Genomic DNA, 12,301 nt, shown 5'->3' on the forward strand with positions numbered 1-12,301 from the left:
GATCAACAGGAGATCAGCCATGTTCTCGCATGCCTTCGGAGTCTTGCAGAAAATCGGCAAATCGCTGATGCTGCCCGTCGCCGTGCTCCCCGTGGCCGGCCTGCTGCTCGGTCTCGGCGCCACCGACTTTCACGGGTACGTGCCAGCCGTCGTGCTCGCGCTGATGAAGAACGCGGGCGACGTGATCTTCGGTAACCTGCCGCTGATCTTCGCGATCGGCGTCGCGCTCGGCTTCACCGAGAACGATGGCGTCTCGGGCATCGCCGCGACGATCGGATATCTGGTGATGACGGCCACGTTGGGTGTGATCGCCAAGATACAGGGCATCGAACCCGATACGATCATGGGCATACCGTCGATCCAGACCGGCGTGTTCGGCGGCATCCTCGCCGGTGGTCTGGCCGCCTGGATGTTCAACCGCTACTACCGGATCACGTTGCCGCCGTATCTCGGCTTTTTCGCCGGCAAGCGCTTCGTGCCGATCGTGACCGCGATCGGCTCGATCGTGCTCGGCGCGATCCTGTCCTTCGTGTGGCCGCCGATCGGCAGCGCGATCAAGGCCTTCTCTCACTGGGCCGCGGTTTCGGACCCGCGCACTGCCGCGACGGTCTATGGTTTCGTCGAACGTCTGCTGATTCCGTTCGGTCTGCATCACATCTGGAACGTGCCGTTCTTCTTCGAAATGGGCAGCTATCTCGACCCGACGACCGGCAGGACCGTTCACGGCGACATCACCCGCTTTTTCGCGGGCGACCGAACCGCAGGCATTCTGGCAGGCGCGTTCCTGTTCAAGATGTTCGGCCTGCCGGCCGCGGCGATCGCGATCTGGCATTGCGCGAAGCCGGAGAAGAAGGTGGCCGTCGGCGGCATGATGGTGTCGGCCGCGCTGACTTCTTTCCTCACCGGCATCACCGAGCCGATCGAGTTCGCCTTCCTGTTCGTTGCGCCGGTGCTTTACCTGATTCACGCATGCCTCGCGGCATCGGCGCAGTTCGTGGCCAACACCCTGGGCATGCGCATGGGCTTCACGTTCTCGCAAGGCGGCATCGACTTTCTGATGTTCAACCTGATCGGCGGAAAGGCCACGCACGCGTGGTACGTGTTCATACTCGGCCCGATCTACGCGGTGATCTATTACGGCGTGTTCCGCTTCGTGATCACGCGCTTCAACCTCAAGACACCCGGCCGCGAAGACGACACCGCGGACACGGCGGCGGTTGCCGTGAGCGGCGCGGGCGGACGGTCGCGCGAACTCGTGCTGGCCTTTGGCGGCCGCTCCAATATCACGAGTCTCGACGCCTGCATCACGCGGCTGCGCATCTCCGTGAAAGACCCGGCGCGCGTCGACGAACACAAGCTCAAGGCACTCGGTGCCGCGGGTGTGGTGCGCGTGGGCAACGGCGTGCAGGCGATCTTCGGGCCGCTGTCGGAGAACATGAAAACCGACATGCAGGACTATCTGAAGACAGCGGGCGCCGACGCGGATCTGCCGGCGGCCGGCGCACCTGGCGTGGAAGGCGCGGCGGCGACGGCTCCGGCGGCTGCGGCCGCCTCGGTGCAAAGCCTGGCGCCAAGCCCGTCGCAAGAATCGGAGCAGGCGGAAAAGATTCGTGCGGCGCTGGGTGGCGCGGCCAACATCAGGAAGCTCGACGCGCTGGCTGCCACGCGGTTGCGTGTCGAGCTATCGGACGCGTCGCGCATCGACGCGGCCGCATTGAAAGCGGCGGGCGTGGTCGCAACGCAAGCGTTGAAGAACGGTGCGGTCGATCTGATCGTGGGTCTCGGCGCGGGAAATCTCGCGGGCGCAATGCGATAGGAGCAAGCAGGTATCGTCGGCACGTGCATGCCGCGATCCCGGTCGCGCGCCGGGCCGCGTTCAGGTTCGCGGGGCCTTGTTCCGTTGATGAATAGCGCATCGAACGCGATACCTGCCTTGTGGATGCGCGTAGTCACGTTGCTTGGTCCACCTTAGGGGGCGGCATGGAAGCAGTCAGAACCTTCCTCGAAAATCAGCCGCTGATCGCGCTGTTTCTGACCATTGCGCTCGGCTACCTGATCGGCGAAATCAATATCAAGGGTGTCGCGCTGGGCTCCGGGGCCGTGCTGTTCGTCGGACTGGCGCTCGGCGCGTTCGCGCCGAAATCCGCGCCGCCGGCGTTGCTGGGCACGCTCGGTTTGCTGCTGTTTCTTTACGGCATCGGCATTCAGTACGGCGCGCAGTTCTTTCGCGGACTCACGAGCCGGGAAGGCGCGAAGGCCAATACGGCCGCATTTCTGGGTGTCATCGCTTCGGGTCTCGTCGCGTGCGCGCTGATCCATTTCGGCATCACGCTAGCCGATGCGCTCGGGATGTTCGCAGGCAGCGGCACGAGCACGGCGAGCCTGCAGGTCGCCATCGCGTCGATGAAGAGCAGCAATGCCGCCGTGGCTTATAGCGTGACCTATCCGTTCGGCGTGGCCGGGCCGATTCTATTCCTCTATCTGCTGAACGCGACGCTCAAAGCCAGGATACCCAAGCCGCCCGCGAAAATACTGGAGACTGCGGAAATCGCGCTGCGCAATGCCGGTCTGTTCGGTCTCAGGCTGTCGGAACTCTCGACCCGCTTACCTGCCGGCGTAGCGATAGCGGCCGTGCGGCGCGCGCATCACAATCAACTGCCCACCGACGACTTCACGCTGCGCGCCGACGACGTCCTGCTTGCCACCGCCACCGAGCGCCGCCTGCTCGACGAAGCAACGGCGCTATGCGGCGAGCTACAGCCTGGGCGTATGACGAGTCATCGGGAAGACCTGGACTATCTGCGCGTGTTCGCGTCGAGTCCGTCGGTCGTCGGCACGGCGCTCGGCAATCTGCGCTTTCCGGATGGCGTGATCTGCGCGGTCGCGCACGTGCGGCGCGGCGACGCCGATCTATTGTCGACGCCAGATCTCATTCTCGAAGCAGGCGACCGCGTCGGTCTGCTCGTCAATAGCGCGCATATAGCGAAGGTCCGCGCGTTCTTCGGCGATTCGATCAAGGGCACGGCCGACCTCAGTTTCATCTGTCTGGGCATCGGCGCGGCAGCGGGGCTGCTGGTCGGCGCGATCCCGCTGCGCATGCCCGGCCTCGGCGCGTTCAGCCTGGGTCTCGCGGCGTTGCTGCTGGTCGCGCTGTGTCTCGGCAAGGCGCGCCGCAACGGACCGTTCGTCTGGGTGATGCCGCTTTCGGCAAATCTCGTGCTGCGCAATCTCGGGCTCACGATCTTTCTCGCGCAGGTGGGCCTCTCTTGCGGACCGAAGTTCGTCGCGACCGTCGGCACCGCCGGACCGCTGCTGCTGCTTTATGGCGTGATCACGCTGCTGGTGCTCGTCGGCGTCACGGCTGTGTGCTGCCTGTGGGTATTCAAACTGTCGTTCGACACATCGGTTGGCGTGATCTGTGGCGCGACCGGCAATCCCGCGATTCTCGCCTTCGCCAACCGCATCGCGCCGACGGATCAGCCCGACGTGATGTACGCGATGATTTTTCCGTCGATGACCATCGTCAAGGTGCTCTTCGTGCAGATCGCCGTCGCGATCGCAGCGGGGTAGCCCCGCCGGCGGCGCGCATGAGAGCGCACCGCCACCGCCAAACGCGAGAAACCGGCAACAGGCCTCGTCGCGAGACCTGCCGCGCTCGCGCTCAATGACCCGCATAGATCGAACGTCCGCCAGCGGAGGCTACGGTCGGCGCACCCGAATCCGAGCTGCCCTTCATCGACACGCCGCCAACCCCGGAGCTTCCTGGCACCGCCTGTTGAGCCTGCTGTTGCGCGACGATGCCCTCGGCATGTTGAATGTCGGCGGGATAGTTGTATTCCGAAGCCGAAGGCCGATAGCCCGCCTGCTCCAGACGAACGGCATCGGCCACGACCTGGGCGTGCGTCACCGGCGCGTCGGCGCTCTGTGCGAATGCGGCAACCGGTGCGGCCAGCGCGCAGGCAACGAGCATTGCGGAAACGAGTGCTTTCATGATGTTCACCTCTGAATGAATGGCCGCCGCATCGGAAGTGATGCCGCCTCAGCCGCCCTCGGCGATGTCGCGAAGGTTGACTGCATTCTGGTCTCTCGCCGCTGACCCAAAGCTGACCTGTTGATTACGAGTTCGTTATCTGGGCGGCACGTCCGTAGATGTCAAATCCGTAATGTCGAGGTCAGCACCGGGTAAGCGCGCCATCCCGATACTGGCGCCAACCTTGCCGCCTCGAGCGCGGCTCTCCCTGCCTCAACCCGGACAAGTCATGTGGATCGTCAAACTGGCTCTCAGGCGGCCGTACACGTTTATCGTGCTCGCCGTGCTGCTCTTCATCCTCGGCCCGCTCGCGGTCATGCGCACGCCCACCGACATATTTCCGAACATCAACATTCCCGTGGTCAGCATCGTCTGGAGCTACAACGGCTTCTCCGCCGAGGACATGGCGCATCGGATCACGTCGAACTACGAGCGTGCCCTCACCTCGGACGTGGACGACATCGAGCACATCGAATCGCAGTCACTCAACGGCGTGTCGGTCGTGAAGGTGTTCTTTCATCCGGGTGCGGACATCAACCGCGCGATCGCCGAGGCGGCCTCGAATTCCGCGTCGATTCTGCGCGTCCTGCCGCCGGGCACGCTGCCGCCGAACATCATCACGTACAACGCGTCGACGGTGCCCGTGCTGCAACTGGGCCTGTCGAGCACGACTTTGCCCGAGCAGTCGCTTTACGATCTCGGCAATAGCTTTATCCGCACGCAGCTCGCCACGGTGCAAGGCGCGGCGGTGCCGCTGCCCTACGGCGGCAAGATCCGGCAGATCATGGTCCAGCTGGACCCGAAGGCGCTGCAGGCGAAGGGGCTCGCGCCGGTAGACGTCGTGAATGCCGTCAACGCGCAGAATCTGATCCTGCCCGGCGGGACCGCGAAAATCGGCTCGCGCGAGTACGACGTCGAGATGAACGGCAGCACGCAAACGGTGGCTGCGCTCAACGATCTGCCCATCAAGACCGTGAACGGCGGTGTGGTGTATGTGCGCGATGTCGCACACGTGATCGACGCTTACGCGCCGCAAACCAATATCGTGCGCGCCGACGGCAAGCGCGCCGCACTCCTCACCGTGGAGAAAACCGGCAGCGCCTCGACTCTGACAATCATCGACCAGGTCAAGGCGATGCTGCCGAAGATCGCCGCGGGCCTGCCCCACGCGCTGAAGATCACGCCGCTCGGCGATCAGTCGGTGTTCGTGAAGTCGGCAATTACGGGCGTGGTGCGCGAGGCGCTGATTGCCGCGTGCCTCACCGCCGCGATGATCCTGCTCTTTCTCGGCAGCTGGCGCGCCACGCTCATCATTGCCGTGACGATTCCGCTGTCCGTGCTCACCTCGCTCATCGCGCTGGCGGCGCTCGGCGAAACCATCAACATCATGACGCTCGGCGGGCTCGCGCTGGCCGTCGGCATCCTCGTCGACGACGCCACCGTCGCGATCGAGAACATCACGCATCATCTCGAACGCGGCGCCCCGCTGCACGACGCGATCCTCAACGGCTCCGGCGAGATCGCGGTGCCGACCTTCGTCTCGACCCTGTCGATCTGCATCGTGTTCGTGCCGATGTTTCTGCTTTCCGGCGTCGCGCGTTATCTGTTCGTGCCGATGGCCGAGGCCGTGGTGTTCGCCATGTGCGCGTCGTACTTCTTCTCGCGCACACTGATTCCCACGCTCGCGATGTATCTGCTGCGCGCGCGCTCACGGAACGCCGTACCCGCCCGCGGTCTGAGCGGTGCGCTGACGCGCTTCCAGGCCGGCTTCGAAAAGCGCTTCGAGGCCCTGCGCAATCGCTACCGCGCGATTTTGCAGGCCGCCATCGCGCAGCGCCGTCGCTTCGTCGTGCTGTGGCTCGCGCTCTGTCTTGGCTCGCTCGTGTTGTTGCCGCTCACCGGGCGCGACTTCTTCCCGGCAGTCGATACCGGCGAGATCCGGCTGCACTTGCGTGCGCCCACGGGCACGCGCATCGAGGAAACGGCCCGCATCACCGATCAGGTCGAAGCAAAAATCCGCAGCGTCATTCCGGCCGCCGAACAGGCATCGGTCCTCGATAACATCGGGGTGCCGGTGAGCGGTATCAACCTCACTTACGATTCCTCGGATCCGATCGGCCCCGAAGACGCGGACATCCTCATCACGCTCGCGCCGAAGCACGAGCCCACCGCACAATACGTCGCGAAGCTGCGCAATGCGCTCGACGCGGCGTTTCCCGGCGTGACCTTCGCGTTCCTGCCCGCCGACATCGTCAGCCAGATCCTGAACTTCGGCCTGCCCGCGCCGATCGACGTGCAGATCGTCGGCAACCAGCTCGCGCAGAACCGGCAAGTCGCGAACCGCCTGCTCGATGAAATGCGCGGCGTGCGCGGGCTCGTCGACGCGCGCATCCAGCAACCCGGCGACGAACCCACGATCAACGTGAACGTCGACCGCACCAAGGCCATGCAAGCCGGCCTCACGCAGCGCGACGTTGCCCAGAACCTGCTGATCGCGCTGTCCGGCAGCTCGCAAACCTCGCCGAACTTCTGGCTCGATCCGAAGAATGGCGTCAGCTATCCGCTGATGGCCGAGGTGCCGCAATACGACGTTCATTCGCTGCAAACGCTCGCCAATATTCCGGTGACCACGCAAACCGTGTCGGTCAATCCGCAGAACCAGCTGGGCACGCTTGGAACCGTGTCGCGCAGTTCGCAGCAGGCGGTCGTGTCGCACTACAACGTGCAGCCCGTGCTCGACATTTTCGCGTCGACGCAAGGGCGCGACCTGGGCGGCGTCGCGTCGGACGTGAACCGCCTCGTCGATGCCGCGCGGGCGCAGTTGCCGCCGGGCTCGTCGATCGTGATGCGCGGCCAGGTGCAATCGATGAACGCGTCGTTCAGCGGCCTCGCCGCAGGCCTCGTGTTCGCGATCGTGCTCGTCTACCTGCTGATGGTCGTGAACTTCCAGTCGTGGCTCGATCCGCTGATCATCGTGAGCGGCCTGCCGGGGTCGCTGGCCGGCATCGCATGGATGCTGTTCGTCACGCAAACCACGCTTAGCGTGCCGGCGCTGACGGGCACGATCCTCTGCGTGGGCATCGCGACGGCCAACAGCATTCTCGTCATCAACACCGCGCGCGAGTCGCTCGCCGCCGGCATGGCGCCGCTCGCCGCGGCGCTGGACGCTGGCTTCAGTCGCTTTCGGCCTGTGCTGATGACGGCGCTCGCCATGCTGATCGGCATGCTGCCGATGGCGCTCGGCCTCGGTGACGGCGGCGAGCAGAACGCGCCGCTCGGGCGCGCCGTGATCGGCGGTCTCGCGGTCGGCACGCTGTCGACGCTCGTGTTCGTGCCGGTGATCTTCGGCATGGTGCACGGCTGGCTCGCGAAGCGCCGCGCCGCGCGCGACGCCCGGGATGAAGCACGCGTCGACGCCACCACTTACGTCGAATAAGGATTTCAGATGAACCCACCTATTCCGCCCGAGGCTCGCGACGCCACGGCACAGCAACATGCGCGCGCCGGATCCGCGGCACGTCGTACCAGGCTCGCCGTCGGCCTCGCCTGCCTCGCCGTGGTGTTGCTCGCCACCGGCATCGTGCCGCGCCTCGAAGCCCGTACGACGCAGGCACATCAGGTCGCGGCGCAACGAGAGCTGATCGTCTCGACCGTCACCGCTACACGCGCGCCGGCGACGCAGGACCTGCTGCTCCCCGGCTCGGTCACGTCCTGGGCCGACGCGTCGATCTACGCGCGCACGAGTGGCTATGTCCAGCACTGGTACGCGGATATCGGCGCGCACGTGAAGGCCGGCCAGACGCTCGCGCGGATCGACACGCCCGAACTCGATGCGCAGCTCCAACAGGCGCGCGCCGACGAAGCGACGGCCGAGGCGAACTATCGCTTCGCGAGCAGCACGGCACAGCGCTGGCAAACGATGCTGCAGACGCAATCTGTGTCGCAACAGGACGCGCAGGCGAAAACGAGCGACGCCGCGGCGAAGCTCGCCACGCTGCAGGCCGCGCAAGCGAATGTGGCGCGCCTGCAGGAACTGGTTTCGTATCAGAACGTGACGGCACCCTTCGACGGCGTCATCACAGCGCGCAACGTGCAGGTGGGCGCGCTCGTCACGGCGGGCGGCACACCCGGGCTCGCCACGATGCCGGGCGAGTTGTTCCACATCGCCCAGACCGACCGGCTGCGCGTCTACGTCGACGTTCCGCAGGACGACGCGAGCCTCGTCGTACCCGGCACGGCGGTGTCGGTCACGACGCAACAGTATCCGGGGCGCCGCTTCGAGGCGAGCATCGCGCGCAGTTCGAACGTGATCGACCCGGTGAGCCGCACGTTGCGCGTGGAAGTCGATGTGGACAATCACGACGGCGCATTGATGCCCGGCGCCTATGCGCAGGTGCATCTCGCGCTCACCACGGCGATGCCCGCCCTCGAATTGCCCGTGAGCGCGCTGCTGTTTCGCCCGGACGGCGTGACGGTCGCGGTGGTTGACGCTCACGACAAGGTGCAGCTTCGCAAGGTGACCATAGGCCGCGACTTCGGCACCTACGTCGAGGTCGCAACGGGACTCGCGGCGAGCGACCGCGTGATCGACAACCCCGGCGACGCGATCGCCGACGGCCAAAGCGTGCGCGTCGCGACAACGGCCGCCCCGGGCAGCAAGGCTTAGGCGATGAGGTCCAGCATGTTCGACAGCCCTGTCACGTCACTGCGCAGAATCGTCGCCGCATGCGCGGTCGCCTCGCTCGCCGCGTGCACGACGTTGCCGCATTACAGCGTGCCCTCGGTCGAGATGCCCACGCACTTTGCGACGCAATCCGCCGCTTCCGGCTGGGCGGTGGCTTCGCCCGCCGATGCGAGCCCGCGCGGCCCCTGGTGGACGCTGTTCGGCGATAGCGAACTCGATACGCTCGAAGCGCGCGTCGACGTGTCGAACCAGACCGTGCGCCAGGCCGTCGCCAACCTCGAAGCCGCGCGCGCGATGGTCGCTTACCAGCGCGCGGGCTACGCGCCCACCGTCACAGCCGGCGTGGCCGCGCAGCGTTATCGCACCTCGCAGAATCTGATCGACCATTCGCTCGCGGGCCAGACGGTTCCCGACTATTCGACGGGCGTGACGGCCAGCTGGGAGCCGGACCTCTTCGGACGCGTGAAGGACGCCACCGTCGAGGCGCACGCCAACGCGCAGGCCAGCGCGGCCGATCTCGAGTCGGTGCGCCTCTCGGTCGCGACCCAGCTTGCTACGGACTACTTCGATCTGCGCACGCTGGATCGCCAGAAGAGGCTGCTCGATGACACCGTGACGGCCTACGCCGCCGCGCTGCGCATCGTGCAACAGCAACTCGCCGACGGCGCCATCGACGCCTCCGCCGTCGCCCAGGCGCAAACGCAGCTCGAAAGCGCGCGCACGGCCGACAGCGACATCGACGTGCAACGCGCGCAACGCCAGCACGCGATCGCGACGCTGATCGGCGTGCCCGCGTCGTCGTTCGCGCTGCCTGCCCAGGTCGAGCCGGTCGTCGTGCCGCCGATTCCGGCGGGCATGCCCGCGGCGCTGCTCGAACGGCGCCCCGACATCGCCGCGGCCGAGCGGCGCGTGGCGGCCGCGAACGCAAGAATCGGCGAGGCGCATGCCGCCTTCTATCCGGAGCTCACACTGTCCGCTTCGGCCGGGCTCGAAAGCACGTTCTTCGCGCCGTGGCTGAGCGCGCCGAGCCTGTTCTGGTCGCTCGGCTCGCAACTCGCGGGCACGATCTTCGACGGCGGCCGCCGCCATGCCACACTCAAAGGCGCCAACGCACAATACGACGCGGCGGTGGCCGGCTACCGGCAGACCGTGCTCACGGCGTTCCAGCAGGTCGAAGACAATCTGAGCGCGCTGCACACGCTAGCCGACGAAGCCGAAAGCCAGCAACGCGCAACGGCCGCCGCGCAGCTCTCGCTCAAGCTGACGACCAATCGTTACCAGGCAGGCGCGGTGGATTATCTCGACGTGGTGACGGCCCAGACCGTTGCGCTCGCCAACGAGCGCAACGAACAGCAGATCGCGGGTCGACGGCTCGATGCGAGCGTGCGTCTGCTCGAAGCGTTGGGTGGCGGATGGGATCGCGCGTCTTTGGCCGCCCCGAGTACGACGCCTACAGGCGCGCGAACGTCAGGATGAATCGCGTGCCCGCCGCATCGCTTTCGGCGCGCGCCGAGCCGCCGTGCAGCGCCATGATCGTGCGCACGATGGCGAGCCCCAGCCCGGCCGAAGCGCCGGTGCGCGATTCGTTGCGCCGCGAGGCGTCGGCGCGATAGAAGCGGTCGAAGATGCGCTCCAATAGCTCGGCGTCGATCGGGGCACCCGGATTCGTCACCGTGACCTCGACCGCCGTTTGCGTCTGGCGAACGCTCATCGTGATCTCGCCGCCGCGTGGCGTATAGCGCAACGCATTGGCAAGCAGATTGCCGACGGCGCGCCTGAACAGCTCCTTATCCGCGCGCAGGCGCCCTTGCCCCTCGACGCGAATCCGCACGCCCGCGTCGTCCGCGAGACCTTCGAAATAATCGGCGATCTGCGCGAGCGCCTCCTCGGCATCGAACTCCCCGAGCGTCGTGATGAACTGCGGGTGCTCCGCGCGCGCAAGGAATATCACGCTCTCGATCATGCGCGAAAGCCGTTCGCACTCTTCCAGATTCGATTCGAGCAACGCCTCGTATTCGGCCGTGCTGCGCACGCGCGTCAACGCGACTTCGGTCGCGCCGCGCAGGTTGCCGAGCGGCGTGCGCATGTCGTGCGCGAGATCGGCCGTGTATTGCGACATGCGCTCGAAGCCGCCGTGCAGACGGTCGAGCATCGCGTTCAGCGATTTCGTCAGTGCTTGCAGCTCGCTCGGCGCGCGCTCGATTTCGATGGGCGTATCGAGCCGGTCGACCGTGACCGTGGCGGCCCGCGCCGCCATCTCGCGCAGCGGACGCAGCGACTCGCGCACCAGCAGCCAGCTCATCAGGAACGCGAGCAGCATGCCCGCGAAACCGAACCCGTAGAGCCGCTCGCGATAGCGGTCGAGCAGCAGCCAGCGGTCGGTCATGTCGCGCGCGATGACGATGGTCACCGGCGTCCCGTCGGTGAGCGCCGCTTGCGTGGCGAGTCCGCGCACCGGCACGCCGCGCGCGTTGTGCCATTCGACCACGTCGTCTTCGGTAATGCGTTGCGCCGAGCCGAGACGCCGCGCGAGCGCGGCTTGCGCAAACCCCGCATCGGCAATGCCTTGCGTGTTGTGCTCGATCAGCTGCGTGCCGCCCGCGTCGAGTATTTTCATGGCTAGCGCGGCGTGGCCGAGCACCTGACTCGTCAGCCGCTCGGCGTGCTCCCGCACGTCCTGCTCGCTGTGCAGTTCCTCCGCAAGGCGGCGCGTATGCCGCGAGATCAACACGATATCCAGGTCGTCCTGCCGCTTGACCTCGCGGCCGAGCGTGAAATAGAGCGTGCTGCCTACCAGCGCGAACACCGCCAGCGTCGTGCCGGCGAAACTCAGCGCAAGGGTGGCGGTCAGCGAACGCGCGGCCATCAGGCGGGCTCTTTGATTTCGGCCACGTAGCCCACGCCGCGCACGGTGTGGATCAGCTTGACGGGAAATTCGTCGTCCACTTTGGCCCGCAGGCGGCGAATGGCGACTTCCACCACGTTCGTGTCGCTGTCGAAGTTCATGTCCCACACGTACGAGGCAATCTGCGTGCGCGTGAGCACTTCGCCCTGGCGGCGCACGAGCAGTTGCAGCAGCGAGAATTCCTTCGGCGTGAGATCGATGCGCGTGGCGCCGCGCTTCACGCGCCGGCGCGTGACGTCGACTTCGAGATCGCCAAGCGCCAGCACGTCGCTCTCGCGCAGCGGACCGCGTCTGGCGAGCGTACGCACGCGCGCGAGCAGTTCGACGAACGCGAACGGCTTGACGAGGTAGTCATCGCCGCCCAGCTCCAGGCCCTTGACGCGGTCGCTGATGTCGTCGCGCGCGGTGAGAAACAGCACGGGCGTGGTTTGCGTGGCGCGTAGTGTCTTGAGCACCGTCCAGCCGTCGATGGAAGGCAGCATCACGTCGAGCACGATCACGTCGTACGCCGCTTCCTTCGCGAGGATCAGGCCTTCCGCGCCGTCCGCCGCGACGTCCACCGCGTAGCCCGATTCCTCGAAGCCCTTCTTCAGGTAGGCGCCCGTTTTCGGCTCGTCTTCGATCACAAGAATGCGCATGGTCGTTCAACTTTCAGTGTGTTCGGTACGATTGTATGCGGTCC

General features: G+C 66.1%; 8 protein-coding genes. 5 read left to right on the forward strand and 3 right to left on the reverse strand.

Going from position 1 to position 12,301, the window contains the following annotated elements:
• Positions 1-19 precede the first annotated feature (19 nt).
• Together ptsG and EVC45_RS20655 are read left to right on the forward strand one after the other, a co-directional pair.
• Positions 20-1,816 (forward strand): PTS glucose transporter subunit IIBC, encoded by a 1,797-nt coding sequence (gene ptsG, locus EVC45_RS20650; RefSeq protein ID WP_129960095.1) that lies wholly within the window; start codon positions 20-22, stop codon positions 1,814-1,816.
• A 164-nt stretch (positions 1,817-1,980) separates the two neighbouring features.
• Positions 1,981-3,570, forward strand: coding sequence for an aspartate:alanine exchanger family transporter (locus tag EVC45_RS20655; RefSeq protein WP_129960096.1), 1,590 nt, complete (start codon positions 1,981-1,983; stop codon positions 3,568-3,570).
• A gap of 91 nt (positions 3,571-3,661) precedes the next feature.
• On the opposite strand, the gene EVC45_RS20660 is transcribed toward EVC45_RS20655, so the two are convergent.
• On the reverse strand, positions 3,662-3,991 hold the full coding sequence (locus tag EVC45_RS20660; RefSeq protein ID WP_129960097.1) for a DUF4148 domain-containing protein: 330 nt from the start codon (positions 3,989-3,991) through the stop codon (positions 3,662-3,664).
• Between the two features lie 268 nt (positions 3,992-4,259).
• Here EVC45_RS20660 and EVC45_RS20665 point away from each other — a divergent pair, with 268 nt between their 5' ends.
• The 3 genes from EVC45_RS20665 to EVC45_RS20675 are packed head-to-tail and all read left to right on the forward strand — an operon-like array spanning position 4,260 to position 10,190.
• Positions 4,260-7,466 carry an efflux RND transporter permease subunit gene (locus tag EVC45_RS20665; protein ID WP_129960098.1) on the forward strand — a complete coding sequence of 1,069 codons (3,207 nt, stop codon included), beginning with the start codon at positions 4,260-4,262 and terminating at the stop codon, positions 7,464-7,466.
• 9 nt (positions 7,467-7,475) lie between these two features.
• On the forward strand, positions 7,476-8,696 hold the full coding sequence (locus EVC45_RS20670) for an efflux RND transporter periplasmic adaptor subunit (RefSeq protein ID WP_129960099.1): 1,221 nt from the start codon (positions 7,476-7,478) through the stop codon (positions 8,694-8,696).
• Positions 8,697-8,711: 15 nt separating this feature from the next.
• The gene (locus EVC45_RS20675) at positions 8,712-10,190 is read left to right on the forward strand and encodes an efflux transporter outer membrane subunit (RefSeq protein WP_129960100.1); all 1,479 of its coding nucleotides are present in this window, start codon (positions 8,712-8,714) and stop codon (positions 10,188-10,190) included.
• Here EVC45_RS20675 and EVC45_RS20680 read toward each other — a convergent pair.
• Positions 10,165-11,580, reverse strand: coding sequence for a heavy metal sensor histidine kinase (locus tag EVC45_RS20680; RefSeq protein WP_129960101.1), 1,416 nt, complete (start codon positions 11,578-11,580; stop codon positions 10,165-10,167). The two genes, EVC45_RS20675 and EVC45_RS20680, sit on opposite strands and share 26 nt — an antisense overlap.
• Positions 11,580-12,257 carry a heavy metal response regulator transcription factor gene (locus EVC45_RS20685; protein WP_129960102.1) on the reverse strand — a complete coding sequence of 226 codons (678 nt, stop codon included), beginning with the start codon at positions 12,255-12,257 and terminating at the stop codon, positions 11,580-11,582. Before EVC45_RS20685 ends, EVC45_RS20680 begins: the two co-directional genes overlap by 1 nt.
• Positions 12,258-12,301: the final 44 nt, after the last annotated feature.

The organism is Paraburkholderia sp. UYCP14C (assembly GCF_004197395.1).
GTDB lineage: Bacteria > Pseudomonadota > Gammaproteobacteria > Burkholderiales > Burkholderiaceae > Paraburkholderia.